We start from the raw sequence: 15,527 nt of genomic DNA on the forward strand, positions 1-15,527 counted from the left end.
GATCGTAGGAACGCCCCCGGTGAAGCGACATCCGAGGGACATCCGGTTCACCCAGCTGAGTGAGGCCGTCATCCCGGGGACGCAGCGGCGTCCGGGAACGCGGCAGGGCCGGTCCCCCCGTACGGGAGGACCGGCCCTGGTGCACGAGCGCGAACCCTACTGGTTCTGGTTCTCGCCGCGGTAGAACTCGAAGACCCATCCGAAGATGCCGATCATGATGATCGGGGCGGCCCAGAACATCAGCCACCAGCCGAAGATCACGCCCAGGAAGGCGAGCGCGCCACCGAGCGCCAGCGAGAGCGGCTGCCAGCTGTGCGGGGCGAAGAAGCCCAGCTCGCCGGAGTCGTCCGCGACCTCGGCCTCGGGGTTGTCACCCGCGCCGCTGTCCACCCGGCGGGCGGTGAAGGCGAGGTAGTACCCGATGAAGGCGCACAGCGCGAAGGCCAGGAACAGCGCCGTGGTACCGGCGGCCTCCAGGCCCGGGCCGTTGGTGTCGGAGTTGGTCCACAGGCCGTAGGTGATGGCCATGGCCAGCACGAAGACCGACAGGCCCAGGAAGATCTTTCCCTGTTCCTTCATCAGGCGTCGCCCTCCTTGTTGCCCTTGCCCAGCTTCGGGGCGTCGTACTTCGCCGGGGTCACGCCGGCGAGGTGCTTGGCCGGCTCACCGTGGTTCTCCAGGTAGTCCAGCGCGGCGATCTCCGGGTGGTGGAGGTCGAAGGCCGGGGATTCGGAGCGGATCCGCGGGAGGGTGAGGAAGTTGTGCCGCGGCGGCGGGCAGGAGGTCGCCCACTCCAGCGAGCGGCCGAAGCCCCACGGGTCGTCCACGGTGACCTTCTCGCCGTACTTGGCGGTCTTCCAGACGTTGTAGAGGAACGGCAGGATCGACAGGCCGAGCACGAAGGAGCCGATGGTCGAGACGGTGTTCAGGGTGGTGAAGCCGTCCGAGGCCAGGTAGTCGGCGTAGCGGCGGGGCATGCCCTCCGCGCCGAGCCAGTGCTGCACCAGGAAGGTGGTGTGGAAGCCGAAGAACAGCGTCCAGAAGGTGATCTTGCCGAGGCGCTCGTCCAGCATCTTGCCGGTCATCTTCGGCCACCAGAAGTGGAAGCCGGCGAACATCGCGAACACGACGGTGCCGAAGACCACGTAGTGGAAGTGGGCGACGACGAAGTACGAGTCCGAGACGTGGAAGTCGATCGGCGGGGAGGCCAGCAGGACACCGGTCAGACCACCGAAGAGGAAGGTGACCAGGAAGCCGACCGTCCAGAGCATCGGGGTCTCGAAGCTCAGCGAGCCCTTCCACATGGTGCCGACCCAGTTGAAGAACTTCACACCGGTCGGGACCGCGATCAGGAAGGTCATGAACGAGAAGAACGGCAGCAGTACCTGTCCGGTGACGTACATGTGGTGCGCCCACACCGTCACGGACAGACCGGCGATCGCGATGGTGGCCGCGATCAGGCCGGAGTAGCCGAACATCGGCTTGCGGCTGAAGACCGGGATGATCTCCGACACGATGCCGAAGAACGGCAGCGCGATGATGTACACCTCGGGGTGGCCGAAGAACCAGAACAGGTGCTGCCAGAGCATCGCCCCGCCGTTGGCCGGGTCGAAGACGTGGGCACCGAACTTGCGGTCCGCCTCCAGGGCGAACAGCGCGGCGGCCAGCACCGGGAAGGCCAGCAGGACCAGCACCGAGGTCAGCAGGACGTTCCAGACGAAGATCGACATCCGGAACATCGTCATGCCCGGAGCGCGCATGCAGATGATCGTGGTGATGAAGTTGACCGCACCGAGGATCGTGCCGAAGCCGGAGAAGGCCAGACCCATGATCCACATGTCGCCGCCGACGCCGGGCGAGTGCACCGCGTCGGACAGCGGGGAGTAGGCGAACCAACCGAAGTCGGCGGCGCCGTTCGGGGTCACGAAGCCGGCCACCGCGATGGTCGAGCCGAAGAGGTACAGCCAGTACGCGAACATGTTCAGACGCGGGAACGCCACGTCCGGTGCGCCGATCTGGAGCGGCATGATCCAGTTCGCGAAGCCGGCGAAGAGCGGCGTCGCGAACATCAGCAGCATGATCGTGCCGTGCATCGTGAACGCCTGGTTGAACTGCTCGTTCGACAGGATCTGGGTCCCGGGACGAGCCAGCTCGGCACGCATGACCAGGGCGAGGATGCCACCGATCAGGAAGAAGGCGAACGACGTGCCCAGGTACAGGGTGCCGATCGTCTTGTGGTCGGTGGTGGTCAGCCACTTGATGATGGTGGAACCCGGCTTCCGGGTCCGCTGCGCCCCGACCGTGACGGCATCGGCGCCCCCGCCGGCCGCGGCGGGCTCGTTGAGGATGGTCACTTCTCTTCACTTCCCATGCCGATGAGGCCGGAGGGCACCCAGCCGTTCTGGCCCTTGGCGCGAAGCTCGGCCAGGTGCTTGTCGTAGTCGGCGCGGTCGACGACCTTGACGTTGAACAGCATGCGCGAGTGGTCGACGCCGCAGAGCTCGGCGCACTTGCCCATGTACTCGCCCTTGACGGTCGGCGTGACCTCGAACTTGTTCACCACGCCCGGCACGACGTCCATCTTCATCATGAAGTTGACGGGCCAGAAGTCGTGGATGACGTCACGCGAGGTGAGGCGGAACTGCACCGACTCGTTGACCGGCAGCCACAGCGTCGGAACCTCCTTGGGGGTTCCGACGTCGTACGCGGCGTCCTTGTTGGCCGGGTCGGGGGTCTCGGTGTTCTCGTAGTTGAACGCCCAGCTCCACTGGAAGCCCACCACGTTGACGTAGTGCTGCGGCTTCTCGGAGGTGGCCGTCAGCTTCGACTCGTCGCGGGCGACGAAGTAGAAGAGGACCGAGACGATGATGATGGGGACCGCGGTGTAGAGCGCCTCGATGGGCACGTTGTACCGGGTCTGCGGGGGGACCTCCACACCGGTGCGCTTGCGCCGGTGGAAGATCACGCTCCAGATGATCAGACCCCACATCAGTACGCCGACCACCAGCGCCGCGATCCAGGAGCCCTGCCACATCTGGAGGACCATGGGCCCTTCCTTGGTGACGGGGCTCGGGAGGCCAAGCCTGGGGAGGTCGTTGGCCGAGCAGCCGGTGGCGGTCGCGATGACGAGGCCCAGTGCCAGCGCCTGAGGCAGCTTCCGCCGCATCGTGCGCCGCGGCGAGCGGTCGGAGCCGTTGGGACTCACGTAGCGCCTTCCCGAAGTCTCGCCCGCCTTCGCGTCGCCCCGGGGAGGAGTGTGAGCCTCCCCGGCGACCCGTCCACGGGCACGGTTTGAATGCTTATGCGGGCCAAACCCTACTCCAGCCTTATGCGCTCCTGACGGGCAGCCCCCGGTAACGCGCCGCCCGCTAGCCCGATCAGGCCCGGTGGGGGCTGCGCCGCAGGTCATCGTAGGCATTCGAGGTCCGTACGCCCGATCGGGGGATGACCTCGGGCGACACCCGTGACGGCCCGTCGGGCGCGGACGAAGCGGACATTCGGGATGATCGACTGACGGCGGGTGAGCCGCCCGACCGACCGGGGACGCGGCCGGGTGTGTCGTTAAATGTGACCGTGTACTTCGACGCGGCCTCGACGGCCCCTCTGCACCCCGTCGCCCGGCAGGCGCTGACCGCCGCCCTGGACGAGGGCTGGGCCGATCCGGCCCGGCTGTACCGCTCCGGCCGGCAGGCCCGGATGCTGCTGGACGCCGCCCGCGAGACGGTGGCCGCGGTGCTGGGCACCCGGGCGGACGAGATCTCCTTCACCGCGAGCGGCACCCAGGCCGTCCAGCTCGGCCTGCTGGGCGCGCTGGCCGGGAACCGGCGGCGCGGCGGCCACTTCGTGCACTCCGCGGTGGAGCACTCCAGCGTGCTGCACGTCGCCGAACGCCACGAGAGCGCCGGGGGCGAGGTGTCGGTGGCGCCGGTCGACCGGGGCGGCCGGGCCGACCCGGCGGCCTTCGCCGCGCTGCTGCGACCGGACACCGCGCTGGCCGCGCTGCAGAGCGCCAACCACGAGGTCGGGACGGTGCAGCCGGTCGGCGAGGTCGCCGCGCTGTGCGCCGGGGCCGGCGTCCCGCTGCTGGTGGACGCGGCGCAGAGCGCCGGTCGGGCGGACGTCCCGGCGGGCTGGTCGCTGCTGACCGCGAGCGCCCACAAGTGGGGCGGCCCGCCCGGGGTCGGGGTGCTGGCGGTCCGCAAGGGCGTCCGGTACGCCTCGCCGCTGCCGGCCGACGAGCGCGAGGGCGGCCGGGTGCCCGGCTACGTCAACGTCCCGGCGATCGTGGCCGCGGCCGCCTCGCTGCGCGCCGTACGGGCCGAGGCCGAGCGGGAGAACGCCCGGCTGCACGCGCTGGTGGAGCGGATCCGCACCCGGGTGCCGCGGCTGGTGCCCGAGGTCGAGGTGGTCGGCGACCCGGTGCGGCGGCTGCCGCACATCGTCACCTTCTCCTGTCTGTACGTCGACGGGGAGGTGCTGCTGACCGAGCTGGACCGGGCCGGTTTCGCGGTCTCCTCCGGCTCCTCCTGCACCTCGTCCACGCTGACGCCCAGCCATGTGCTGGCGGCGATGGGGGTGCTCACCGAGGGGAACGTCCGGGTCTCGCTGCCGTACGGGACGGCCGAGGCGGACGTGGAGCGCTTCCTCGCGGTGCTGCCGGACCTGGTGGCCGGCGTCCGGGCGCCGCTCGGGCTGGACCTGCCGGCTCCCGGGCCGGCGCCGGCCGCGATCGGGGCTGCGCCCCGAGCCGAAGGGCGCGCCGGTGCCGGAGCGAGGAGCGTCGGCGCCGGGTCAGAGCGCCCGGAGGCGAGCGGGCGGGTCACAGTGATCGACGCGCTGGGCAAGCGCTGCCCGCTGCCGGTGATCGAGCTGGCGAAGCGGATCGGCGAGGTGCCGCCGGGTGGCACGGTCGTCGTGCTGGCGGACGACGAGGCGGCCCGGCTGGACATCCCGGCCTGGTGCGGGATGCGCGGACAGGAGTACGCGGGCGAGGCCCCGGCCGCCGAGTACGGCGGCGACCGGGGCTCGGCCTACCTCGTCGTCCGGCGGACTACTTGACCAGGCGGGCGCTGATCTCGGTGGCCGCCTCGGCGCCGTAGGCCTCCTCGAAGCGCTTCAGGAAGGCGGCCGGGCGCAGCTCGTACTCCTGGGTGCCGACGGTCTCGATCACCAGGGTGGCGAGCATGCAGCCGATCTGGGCGGAGCGCTCCAGGTCGAGGTCCCAGGACAGGCCGGCCAGGAAGCCCGCGCGGAAGGCGTCGCCGACGCCGGTCGGGTCGACCTTGGCCTCCTCCTTGGCGCAGCCGACCACGATCGGCGCCTCGCCCTTGCGCTCGATCCGGACGCCCTTGCTGCCCAGGGTGGTGATCCGGGTGCCGACGCGGGTGAGCAGCTCCTCGGCGCCCCAGCCGGTCTTGGTCTCGATCAGCGCGGCCTCGTACTCGTTGGTGAAGAGGTACGCGGCGCCGTCCACGATCTCGCGGATGTCCTCGCCCTCCAGGCGGGCCAGCTGCTGGGAGGGGTCGGCGGCGAAGGCGTAGCCGCGGGTGCGGCACTCCTGGGTGTGGCGGACCATGCCCTGCGGGTCGTCGGCGCCGACCAGGACGAGGTCCAGGCCGCCGACGCGGTCGGCGATCGGCTTCAGCTCGATGTTGCGGGCCTCGGCCATGGCACCGGTGTAGAACGAGGCGATCTGGTTGTGGTCCTCGTCCGTGGTGCACATGAAGCGCGCGGTGTGCCGGGTCTCGGAGATGTGGACGGAGTCGCAGTCCACGTTGTTGCGCTCCAGCCAGCTGCGGTACTCGGCGAAGTCCGCACCGGCGGCGCCGACCAGGACCGGGCGCAGGCCGAGCACACCCATGCCGAAGGCGATGTTCGGCGCGACGCCGCCGCGGCGGATGTCCAGGGTGTCGACCAGGAAGGACAGCGACACGGTGTGCAGCTGCTCGGCGACGAGCTGGTCGGCGAACCGGCCGGGGAACGTCATCAGGTGGTCGGTGGCGATCGAGCCGGCGACGGCGATACGCACGGGGGGTCTCCTCAGGGTGGCTGCGGGGCCAGCGGGCAGGCGGGGACGAACCCGCCTACGGTACCCGGCCCCGGGGAGCGCCCGGCAAGAGTGCCGCAAGTTGCCGCCCCACGGCCATGGTGGCACCCGTCGCCCTCCTCCGTGTACTACCTCCCGGTAGCACTGGTGGGCGGCCGGGCCCCTGCCTAGGGTCGGCCGTGGGGGGCCCGTCGTGCGGGCCCCGTCGTCGACCGCGGCAGCGTGGCCGCGGCCCTGGATCGGAGCGATACCGGATGATGACCGACCACTGTGCCCTGCCCGTCCTGCGGACCGAGGACGGCGAGACGCTCGACGCCCTGCTGGACTCCTCCCGGCGGCTGCGCCGGTTCTGGCCGCAGCTCGCGGCCGGCCCGGAGCCCGTCGCCCCCGCCTCGACCGGGTTCCGGGTGTCCTCCGGGGCCCAGCGGGTGGTCGCCGGGATGGCCGAGTACGGCTTCTGAGCCCGCGCCGGACCGAATCAGCCGCGCGCGGAACCGGATCCGACCGGAGCACGTCACATCCGCGCGGAGCGGCGAGGAGGCGGCACCGCTGAACCCTCGGGAGGATGTGCAGATGGATCTGGAGACGATGCCCCGGCGCGGTCGGCGAGCGGTGGCCCTGACGGGTCTGGTGCTGGCGGCGGTGGTGACGGTGGCCGGCTGCGGCAGCGGCGGCGGCAAGCCCGCCTCGGACGCGGCGACGAGCGGCTCGGCCGCCGCGTCCGCCTCGGCCAGTGCCTCGCCGCAGGCCCCGGCGGACTCCGCGAGCCCGTCCTCGGCGGCTCCGACCGGGAGTTCCTCCGGGGCCGCGCAGCCGGCCCAGCCGCCGACCGGCTTCACACCCAGCCCGGCCTCGCCCCCGCCCGGGCAGCCGGCCCCGGCCACTCCCCCGGGCAACGGGATCGCGGTGGGCGAGCCGAACCCGAACGGTTCGGACGCGCCCGTCCGTCCGCCGGTCGCCTACCGGGTGGACGGCACCACCAAGCTGACCGTCTACTTCTTCGGCGGGGTCTGCACCACGTACGCGCTGAAGGCGGACGAGTCGCAGCCGGGCCGGGTGGACGTGCTGGTCGTGCCGGGCCCGCCCACCGTCCAGCCGGGGCAGGTGTGCAACGCGCTGGCCAAGCGGCAGTCGGTCGCGGCCGACCTGCGCTCGCCGCTGGCCGGGCGGACGGTGGTCGACAGGACGAGCGGTCAGGAGCTGCCGCTGGAGGGCGACCCGCACATGGGGCCGGACCCGGTCACCCCGGACGTCGCCGGGCGGTAGGCGCCGCGGCGCCCGCGGGCGGAAACGGAAAGGCGGCCCCGGGGATCACCCCGGGGCCGCCTTCCGCAGCGGGCTTAGCTGAACGAGTCGCCGCAGGCGCAGGAGCCGGTGGCGTTCGGGTTGTCGATGGTGAAGCCCTGCTTCTCGATGGTGTCGACGAAGTCGACGGTGGCGCCGCCCAGGTACGGGGCGCTCATCCGGTCGGTGACGACCTTGACACCGTCGAAGTCCTTGATCACGTCACCGTCGAGCGAGCGCTCGTCGAAGAACAGCTGGTAACGCAGGCCGGAGCAGCCACCGGGCTGGACGGCGACGCGCAGCGCGAGGTCCTCGCGGCCTTCCTGCTCCAGCAGGGCCTTGACCTTGGCCGCGGCGGCATCGGTGAGGAGGATGCCACTCTCGACGGTGGTCTCGTCCTGGACGGTCATCTGCTTTCTCCCGGTCTTGACGACGGTCTGCCGCCAGTGCCAACCAACGGCCGTCCGGTTTCATTTCCCGGGCGGCGATCGATTTCTGCGGCCTGTTCGCGGCTGGTTGTCCGTAGGCCGGGTGTGCCACCCGCGTCCCCTACGCTCCCCATGCTCGCACACCCCCGGAGGGCCGGTCACCGCCCGAGGCACGGATCCGGGTGAACGGGCCCCACGGCCGCCCGTCGGACGCCAGGATGGTCGGCATGATCCTTCGCCAGGTCAGGGACACCGCAGCGGACGCGGAGGTCGTCCGGGAACTGTCCTTCGCCGCGTTCGCCGCACCGTCCGACGACCCCGCGCGGCCACCGCGGCCGACGCCGCTGCAGCTGGCCCGGACCAGGCACCTGGCGCGCACCGATCCCGGGGGCTGCTGGCTGGCGGAGAGCGGCGGGCAGGCGGTCGGGGTGGTGCTGTCGATGCGCCGCGAGGGCCTGTGGACGCCCTCGCTGTTCGCCGTCCGGCCGTCCGCGCAGGGCCGGGGGGTGGGGCGGCTGCTGTTCGAACGGGCGATGGCGCACGCCCGGGGCTGCCTGCGCGGGATGGTCTGCGCCTCCGGCTCCCCGGCGGCGGCCCGCCGCTACCGGCTGGCCGGGTTCACCCTGCACCCGGCGATGCGGCTGACCGGGACGGTGGACCGGCAGGGGCTGATCGATCCGGGCGACATACCGGTGCACCGCGGCAACGCCACCCACCTGCACCTGCTGGACTCGGTGGACCGCCGGCTGCGCGGGTCCGCGCACGGGCCGGACCACGAGCTGATGCTCGGGCACTTCGAGGAGCTGCTGGTCGCGGACGCGCTGGCCGGCAGCGGCTACTGCTACCGGGACGGCGGCACGGTGCGGCTGCTGGCGGCCACCAGCAAGCGGATCGGGGCCCGGCTGCTGCGCGAGGCGCTGGCCCGGGTGCCGGACGGGGCCGAGGCGCGGGTGGAGTACCTGACCGCGGAGCAGGAGTGGGCGCTGGACGTCGGGCTGGAGGTCGGGCTGACGCCGGAGACCGGCGGCTTCGTCGGGGTGCGCGGGATGCGGCCGCCGGCGCCGTACCTGCCGAACGGGGCGTTCCTGTAGACGGGCACGCGTACGGCCCCCCTCCGGAGCGCTCCGGAGGGGGCCGTACGGGCGTCAGGGGGCTCAGACCATGGTGTCCAGGATCTCCTTGACCATCTCCATGGTGGTGCCCGGGTGCAGGAAGGCGAAGCGGGCGACCGTCTCGCCGTCCCAGCCGGTGGGGGTGACGAAGCCGATCTGGTCCGCGAGCAGCTGCTGCGACCAGCGGTAGTAGTCGTCGTTGGTCCAGCCCCTGCGCTTGAAGCAGACCGCCGAGAGCTGCGGGTCGAACAGCAGCTCCAGGTGCTCGCTCTCGCGGATCAGCTGGGCCGTCTCCCGGGCCAGGGTGAGGCCGGCCTCGATGGCGTCGGTGTAGGCCTGGACGCCGTGGACGGCCAGCGAGAACCAGAGCGGCAGGCCGCGGGCGCGCCGGGTCAGGTGGTAGGCGTAGTCGGTGGGGTTCCACTCGTCGCCCTCGGTGTGCAGGACGTCCAGGTAGGAGGCGTCCTGGGTGTGCACGGCGCGGGCGAGCTGCGGGTTGCGGTAGATCAGCGCGGCGCAGTCGAAGGGGGCGAACAGCCACTTGTGCGGGTCGACCACGAAGGAGTCGGCGTGCTCGATGCCGTTGTAGCGCTCGCGCACCGAGGGGGCGAACAGGCCGGCGCCGCCGTAGGCGCCGTCCACGTGGAACCAGAGGTCGCGCTCGCGGGCGACCTCGGCCAGGCCGGCCAGGCCGTCGACGATGCCCTCGTTGGTGGTGCCGGCGGTGCCGACGACGGCGATCACCGTCTCCGGATTGGGGTCGGCGGCCAGGGCGGCGCGCAGCGCCTCGCCGGTGAACCGCCGGTTGACGGTCGGGACCTTGAAGGCCTCGACGCCGATGATGTTGAAGGTGTTCTTGACCGAGGAGTGCACCTGGTCGGCGACGGCTATCCGCAGCCGGGCCTCCGGGCCGACACCCAGCTTGCGGCGGGCGGTGTCGCGGGCGACGACGAGGGCGGAGAGGTTGCCCGCCGAGCCGCCGGACACGAAGCAGCCGCCGGCCGACTGGGGCAGGCCCGCGCGGTCGGCGATCAGGCGCAGCACCTGGTTCTCGGCGGCGATCGCGCCGGCCGCCTCCAGCCAGGAGATGCCCTGGAGGGAGGCGCAGGAGACGACCATGTCGAACAGCAGCGCGGCCTTGGTCGGGGCGCACGGGATGAAGGACAGGTAGCGGGGGCTGTCGGCGGAGATGACCGCCCGGGACAGCTCGTGGTCGTAGAGCTTGAGCACGTCGACCGGGTTGTTGCCGTCCTGGTTCAGCAGGCCGGCCAGCTGGGTGCGCAGGTGCTCGCCGTCACCGGGGTGGTCGAGCGGGACGGGGTCGTACTGCAGCCGCTCCCGCATGTAGTCGAAAACCAGGTCGACCAGCTCGTTGTCGGGCCGGTGCATGCGGTCGGGTGCTGCGGACACGGCGGTCCCTCTCGGCGTGGGGGTGTCGGGGGGCGTCCGGTCGGCGGGACGCTTCACCGCGACGACCGGACGTGATCAGCGTAGGCAGCACCGGGCCCTCCCCGCGCGTCGGAACGCGGCTGGTCAGGCAGGTTTCGGGCGTCTTCGGGCGGGTCCGCGCAGGATTCCTGCGTACGGTCCGGGGGCGGCCGGCGGGCGGTCAGCCGATGAGCTGGGAGAGGACCACCGAGGAGCGGCTGCGCTGCACTCCGGGCTCGCGCCGGATGCGCTCGATGACGGCCTCCAGGTGGCGCATGTCGGCGGCCCGCAGGTGCACCAGGGCGTCCGGGTCGCCAGTGACCGTCCAGGCGGCGACCACCTCGGGGAACTGCCGCAGGCTGGCGAGGATCTCCTCGGGGGCGGTGCGCTCGCGGCAGTAGACCTCGACGAAGGCCTCGGTCTGCCAGCCCAGCACGGACGGGTCGAGCACCACGGTGAAGCCCCGCACCACGCCGCGCGCCCGCAGCCGGTCGATCCGCCGGCGCACGGCGGTGGCGGAGAGGTTCACCTGCAGCCCGATCTCGGCGTACGAGGCGCGGCCGTCGCTGCCGAGCCGGGCGAGCAGGAGCCGGTCGGTCTCGTCCAGGTCGGCCCCGACCACCTCGTGCGCTCGGCTGCTGGTCATGGGTGAGGGGCTCCACGGGTCGTACGGGGGGTTCGGCGGGGCGCTCCGGCGGCGGGCTGCCACTGCCGAAACGGTTCGCCACCATTCTGGCGGATGACCTGGACGAGTTCACCGCCGTCGGATGACGGGCGGGCGGCCGTCACGGGACGAGCAGCACGATCTTCCCCCGGGTGCGGCCCTCGGCGCTGAGCGCCTGGGCGGAGGCGGCCTGGGCCAACGGGAAGGTGGAGGCGACGGTGACGGTCAGCCGGCCGTCGTCGGCGAGCGCGGCCAGCTCGGCGAGGTCGTCGGCGTCCGGGCGGACCCAGACGTACCGGCCGCCGAGCGCCTTGACCCCGTAGTCGGTGATCGAGGCGATCCGGCCCGGGTCCGCCACCAGGCCGGCCGAGAGCTGGACGGCGCCGTGGCCGACCAGGTCGAGGGCGGCGTCCACCCCGTCGGGGGCGAGCGCGCGGACCCGGTCGGCCAGGCCCTCGCCGTACACCACCGGCTCGGCGCCGAGGCCGCGCAGGAAGTCGTGGTTGCGCTCGGCCGCGGTGCCGATCACCCGGGCGCCGCGGGCCCGGGCCACCTGCACCGCCAGGTGGCCGACCCCGCCCGCGGCGGCGTGCACCAGGACGGTCTCCCCCTCGGCGAGGCGCAGCGCCCGCAGGCCCTGCAGCGCGGTGAGCCCGGCCAGCGGCAGGCCGCCGGCCTGCGCCCAGTCCAGCGCGGCCGGCTTGCGGGCCAGGGTGCGGACCGGGGCGGAGACCAGTTCGGCGTAGGTGCCGTGCTCGACGGCGTCCTTGCGGACGTAGCCGTACACCTCGTCGCCCGGGGCGAACTCGGTGATCCCGCCGCCGACCGCGCGGACCACGCCGGCCACGTCCCAGCCCATGACCAGCGGGAAGTGCGCGTCGAGGATGCCGGTCAGGGCGCCGTCCCGGACCTTCCAGTCCACCGGGTTCACCCCGGCCGCCCGGACCTCGACCAGGACGGAGTCGGGCCCGACCTTGGGGTCGGGCAGGTCGGTGTACTCGACCACCTCGGGGCCGCCGTAGCGGTTGATCGCGATTGCTTTCATGGGCTCAGCCATACCCGTCGGCTTCGAAGTATCGATTCGGCCACGCCCGGAAGCATCCGATTCGACGAGCGGTTCTCGTCACATCGACAGGATGGCCATCGTCACTCTGACGCTAAGCGGTTAGAATAGATAGCGTCAGTTAGACGAAAAGGCCCCACCGCTAGCTCGGCCGCACAGAAGGGCACCCGCCCGTGACCACCACCATCACCGAGACCCACGGCGTCGACCCCACTCCGACGCCGCTCGCTCTGCTGCTGCTCGGCCGTGAGGCCGACCCGAACAGCGAGCGCGGCGTCGAATGCCCCGGTGACCTCCCCCCGGCCTCCGACCCCCACCTCGTCGAGCGCGCCCGCGCGGCCAAGGCCGCGCTCGGCGACCGCGTCTTCATCCTCGGCCACCACTACCAGCGCGACGAGGTGATCGAGTTCGCCGACGTCACCGGCGACTCCTTCAAGCTCGCCCGCGACGCGGCCGCCCGCCCCGAGGCCGAGTACATCGTCTTCTGCGGCGTGCACTTCATGGCCGAGTCCGCGGACATCCTCACCAGCGACCGCCAGCAGGTCGTCCTGCCGGACCTCGCGGCCGGCTGCTCGATGGCCGACATGGCCACCGCCGAGCAGGTCGCCGAGTGCTGGGACGTGCTGACCGACGCCGGTATAGCCGACGTCACCGTCCCGGTCTCGTACATGAACTCCTCCGCCGACATCAAGGCCTTCACCGGCCGGCACGGCGGCCTCATCTGCACCTCCTCCAACGCCAAGCGCGCCCTGGAGTGGGCCTTCGAGCAGGGGCAGAAGGTGCTCTTCCTGCCCGACCAGCACCTCGGCCGCAACACCGCCGTACGGGACATGGGCTTCTCGCTGGACGACTGCGTCGTCTACAACCCGCACTGGCCGAACGGCGGCCTGACCGCCGAGCAGCTGCGGGACGCCAAGATGATCCTCTGGCGCGGCCACTGCTCGGTGCACGGCCGGTTCAGCCTGGACTCGGTGAACGACGTCCGCGAGCGGATCCCCGGCGTGAACGTCCTGGTGCACCCCGAGTGCAAGCACGAGGTCGTCGCGGCCGCCGACATGGTGGGCTCGACCGAGTACATCATCAAGGCGCTGGACGCCGCCGAGCCCGGCTCCAAGTGGGCCATCGGCACCGAGCTGAACCTGGTCCGCCGCCTGGCCAAGGCGCACCCGGACAAGGAGATCGTCTTCCTGGACCGGGCGGTCTGCTTCTGCTCGACCATGAACCGGATCGACCTGCCGCACCTGGTCTGGGCGCTGGAGTCGCTGGTCGAGGGCCGGGTGCCGAACGTGATCACCGTCGACCCGGAGACCGAGACGTACGCCAAGGCGGCGCTGGACCGGATGCTGGCCCTGCCGTAGCCGTCCGCGGACAACAGCCGAAGGGCGGGCCCCCTCCGTGGTGGAGGGGGCCCGCCCTTTCGTCTGGCAGCGGCCGCGGCCCTACTCCGGGAAGCCCGGGATCACGCCCTCGCCGTCGGCCATCAGCAGCTCGCGGACCTCGTCGATCGTCGCGTCGGCGCTCGGCAGGATCAGCTCGGACGGCTCCAGCGAATCCAGCGGCACCGGGGTGCCGTACTGCTTCACCGCGTCGATGAGCTTGCCGTAGGCCTCACGGAAGAGCGCCTCGTCCCCCGACTCCACTGCGGTGACGAGCTCGGCGTCGAGCTCGTTGAGCAGGTTCAGGTGGTCGTCGCCCACCTCGTACTGCCCCTCACCCATGACCCTCATGATCATGCCGTGCGTCTCCCTGGTTCGTGGGGTCGAGCTCAGATCACTTGTTGTAGTTGATGCGCGGGGTGTCCTGCTGCGGCTGCGGCTGGACGTCCTGCTTGCCCTGCTCGATCGCGGCGGGGCCGGCCGAGGAGGGACCGGAGAGCTCGGCCTTCATCCGGGCCAGCTCCAGCTCGACGTCGGAACCGCCGGCCACCCGCTCCAGTTCGGCCTCGATGTCGTCCTTGCGGCCGAGACCGCTCGCGTCGTCGAGCGCACCGGAGGCCAGCAGCTCGTCGATCGCGCCCGCCCGGGCCTGCATCTGGGCGGTCTTGTCCTCGGCACGCTGGATCGCCAGGCCGACGTCGCCCATCTCCTCCGAGATCCCGGAGAAGGACTCGGCGATGCGGGTCTGCGCCTGGGCGGCGGTGTACGTCGCCTTGATGGTCTCCTTCTTGGTGCGGAAGGCGTCCACCTTGGCCTGAAGTCGCTGGGAGGCGAGGGTGAGCTTCTCCTCCTCGGCCTGGAGCTGCTGGTACTGCGTCTCCAGGTCGTTGATCTGCGACTGCATGTTGGCCTTGCGGGTCAGCGCCTCGCGGGCGAGGTCCTCCCGGCCGAGCGACAGCGCCTTGCGGCCCTGGTCCTCGTACTTCGCCGACTGCTGCTGGAGCTGCGTCAGCTGGAGTTCGAGCCGCTTGCGCGAGGTCGCGACATCCGCGACACCACGCCGTACCTTCTGGAGCAGCTCAAGCTGCTTCTGGTAGGAGTAGTCAAGCGTCTCACGCGGATCCTCCGCCCGATCCAAGGCCTTGTTCGCCTTGGAGCGGAAGATCAGCCCCATACGCTTCATGATTCCGTCGCTCATGGGCCTCGGGTGCCCCCTTCTCCGGCCTGCGGTCTCTATCTCGTTACCAGACACGACGAGTGTATGTGCAGCGAGCCCTTCGCCGCAGTGCACCTGCCTGCAACAAGACTGCTACAGCGACCAGTGGCGTTTCCTCCTCCCCCGGGTGGATCCGCCCCTCATCCCCCCCATCGTCCATCCGACTGATCCCCTACGGGAAGGGCCCGGGAAACCCGCTTCGGACGGCGACCTGGCGGTATCGATATGTGTTCGGTTCCGAGGGCGCCCGTGGAAGCCGCGTCGCACCCCGTACGCTGGTGGTGTGTTCCGACGCCGTTCAGATGATGCCGCCGCCTCCGCCACCGTGCTGGAGAAGCAGGACGAGACGACCCAGGCCCGCGATCCGCAGGCCAAGAAGGGCCGCCCCACCCCCAAGCGCAGTGAGGCCGAGGCCAACCGGCGTACCCGGGTGACCGTGCCCAAGGACCGCAAGGAGGCCGCCCGCCAGGGGCGCGAGCGGATGCGCGCCGAGCGCGAGAAGCAGCGCCAGGCGCTGATGAACGGCGACGAGCGCCACCTGCCGGCCCGTGACAAGGGCCCGGTGCGCAAGTTCGCCCGCGACTACGTGGACTCCCGCTGGTCGCTGGCCGAGTTCTTCCTGCCGGCCGCCGTGGTCATCCTGGTGCTCAGCATCGTCAAGGTGCCGGCGCTCCAGCTGCTCTCCACGCTGCTGTTCCTGCTGTTCTTCGTGCTGGTGATCCTGGACTTCGTCCGCCTCGGCTTCGGCCTGCGCAAGCAGCTGGCCGAGCGCTTCGCCGACCAGAACACCCGCGGCGCCGTCGCGTACGGCATCATGCGCACCCTCCAGATGCGCCGGCTGCGCCTGCCCAAGCCGCAGGTGCGGCGCGGGGAGAAGCCCTGACCGCCGAACCGGTCGGCTCCGGCTGGG

General features: G+C 71.6%; 16 protein-coding genes. 6 read left to right on the plus strand and 10 right to left on the minus strand.

Going from position 1 to position 15,527, the window contains the following annotated elements; all coding sequences use genetic code 11:
- Positions 1 to 156 precede the first annotated feature (156 nt).
- From ACWDD9_RS08695 to ctaC, 3 genes are read right to left on the minus strand one after another with little or no spacing between them, the layout of a single operon-like run.
- Positions 157 to 579: a cytochrome c oxidase subunit 4 gene (locus ACWDD9_RS08695; RefSeq protein WP_049651840.1), complete on the minus strand. Its 423-nt coding sequence runs from the start codon at positions 577 to 579 to the stop codon at positions 157 to 159.
- Positions 579 to 2,354 (minus strand): aa3-type cytochrome oxidase subunit I, encoded by a 1,776-nt coding sequence (gene ctaD, locus ACWDD9_RS08700; protein ID WP_074000888.1) that lies wholly within the window; start codon positions 2,352 to 2,354, stop codon positions 579 to 581. The genes ACWDD9_RS08695 and ctaD overlap by 1 nt, the downstream gene beginning before the upstream one ends.
- The gene (gene ctaC / locus ACWDD9_RS08705) at positions 2,351 to 3,205 is read right to left on the minus strand and encodes an aa3-type cytochrome oxidase subunit II (RefSeq protein WP_049651842.1); all 855 of its coding nucleotides are present in this window, start codon (positions 3,203 to 3,205) and stop codon (positions 2,351 to 2,353) included. Before ctaC ends, ctaD begins: the two co-directional genes overlap by 4 nt.
- 368 nt (positions 3,206 to 3,573) lie before the next feature.
- On the opposite strand from ctaC, the gene ACWDD9_RS08710 reads away from it, so the two are divergent.
- Positions 3,574 to 5,058 carry an aminotransferase class V-fold PLP-dependent enzyme gene (locus ACWDD9_RS08710; RefSeq protein ID WP_449811160.1) on the plus strand — a complete coding sequence of 495 codons (1,485 nt, stop codon included), beginning with the start codon at positions 3,574 to 3,576 and terminating at the stop codon, positions 5,056 to 5,058.
- Here the strand turns inward: ACWDD9_RS08710 and ACWDD9_RS08715 are convergent.
- The gene (locus ACWDD9_RS08715) at positions 5,051 to 6,028 is read right to left on the minus strand and encodes a carbohydrate kinase family protein (RefSeq protein ID WP_049651843.1); all 978 of its coding nucleotides are present in this window, start codon (positions 6,026 to 6,028) and stop codon (positions 5,051 to 5,053) included. The genes ACWDD9_RS08710 and ACWDD9_RS08715 overlap by 8 nt on opposite strands.
- A 272-nt stretch (positions 6,029 to 6,300) precedes the next feature.
- Between ACWDD9_RS08715 and ACWDD9_RS08720 the strand changes: the two genes are divergently transcribed.
- Positions 6,301 to 6,507: a hypothetical protein gene (locus ACWDD9_RS08720; RefSeq protein ID WP_049651844.1), complete on the plus strand. Its 207-nt coding sequence runs from the start codon at positions 6,301 to 6,303 to the stop codon at positions 6,505 to 6,507.
- A gap of 112 nt (positions 6,508 to 6,619) precedes the next feature.
- Positions 6,620 to 7,312 carry a hypothetical protein gene (locus ACWDD9_RS08725; protein WP_117487461.1) on the plus strand — a complete coding sequence of 231 codons (693 nt, stop codon included), beginning with the start codon at positions 6,620 to 6,622 and terminating at the stop codon, positions 7,310 to 7,312.
- A 74-nt stretch (positions 7,313 to 7,386) separates the two neighbouring features.
- Here the strand turns inward: ACWDD9_RS08725 and erpA are convergent, their stop codons facing one another.
- On the minus strand, positions 7,387 to 7,740 hold the full coding sequence (gene erpA / locus ACWDD9_RS08730; protein WP_049651846.1) for an iron-sulfur cluster insertion protein ErpA: 354 nt from the start codon (positions 7,738 to 7,740) through the stop codon (positions 7,387 to 7,389).
- Between the two features lie 245 nt (positions 7,741 to 7,985).
- On the opposite strand from erpA, the gene ACWDD9_RS08735 reads away from it, so the two are divergent.
- On the plus strand, positions 7,986 to 8,849 hold the full coding sequence (locus ACWDD9_RS08735) for a GNAT family N-acetyltransferase (protein ID WP_074001184.1): 864 nt from the start codon (positions 7,986 to 7,988) through the stop codon (positions 8,847 to 8,849).
- A 63-nt stretch (positions 8,850 to 8,912) separates the two neighbouring features.
- On the opposite strand, the gene ACWDD9_RS08740 is transcribed toward ACWDD9_RS08735, so the two are convergent.
- From ACWDD9_RS08740 to ACWDD9_RS08750, 3 genes are all read right to left on the minus strand, one after another.
- On the minus strand, positions 8,913 to 10,280 hold the full coding sequence (locus tag ACWDD9_RS08740; protein WP_449811161.1) for a pyridoxal phosphate-dependent decarboxylase family protein: 1,368 nt from the start codon (positions 10,278 to 10,280) through the stop codon (positions 8,913 to 8,915).
- Between the two features lie 199 nt (positions 10,281 to 10,479).
- A complete protein-coding gene (locus ACWDD9_RS08745; protein WP_049651848.1) occupies positions 10,480 to 10,944 on the minus strand; it encodes an Lrp/AsnC family transcriptional regulator in 465 nt (154 codons plus the stop codon).
- Positions 10,945 to 11,083: 139 nt separating this feature from the next.
- Positions 11,084 to 12,007 (minus strand): NADP-dependent oxidoreductase, encoded by a 924-nt coding sequence (locus tag ACWDD9_RS08750; protein WP_449811162.1) that lies wholly within the window; start codon positions 12,005 to 12,007, stop codon positions 11,084 to 11,086.
- Positions 12,008 to 12,198: 191 nt separating this feature from the next.
- Between ACWDD9_RS08750 and nadA the strand changes: the two genes are divergently transcribed.
- Positions 12,199 to 13,383, plus strand: coding sequence for a quinolinate synthase NadA (gene nadA, locus ACWDD9_RS08755; protein ID WP_449811163.1), 1,185 nt, complete (start codon positions 12,199 to 12,201; stop codon positions 13,381 to 13,383).
- Between the two features lie 81 nt (positions 13,384 to 13,464).
- On the opposite strand, the gene pspAA is transcribed toward nadA, so the two are convergent.
- Both pspAA and ACWDD9_RS08765 read right to left on the minus strand, forming a co-directional pair.
- Positions 13,465 to 13,758: a PspA-associated protein PspAA gene (gene pspAA / locus ACWDD9_RS08760; protein WP_449811164.1), complete on the minus strand. Its 294-nt coding sequence runs from the start codon at positions 13,756 to 13,758 to the stop codon at positions 13,465 to 13,467.
- A gap of 37 nt (positions 13,759 to 13,795) precedes the next feature.
- Positions 13,796 to 14,599, minus strand: coding sequence for a PspA/IM30 family protein (locus tag ACWDD9_RS08765; RefSeq protein ID WP_074000884.1), 804 nt, complete (start codon positions 14,597 to 14,599; stop codon positions 13,796 to 13,798).
- A gap of 301 nt (positions 14,600 to 14,900) precedes the next feature.
- Here ACWDD9_RS08765 and ACWDD9_RS08770 point away from each other — a divergent pair, with 301 nt between their 5' ends.
- Positions 14,901 to 15,500 (plus strand): DUF3043 domain-containing protein, encoded by a 600-nt coding sequence (locus ACWDD9_RS08770; protein WP_241852715.1) that lies wholly within the window; start codon positions 14,901 to 14,903, stop codon positions 15,498 to 15,500.
- Positions 15,501 to 15,527: the final 27 nt, after the last annotated feature.

The sequence above is a fragment of the Kitasatospora sp. NPDC001119 genome (assembly GCF_053598475.1).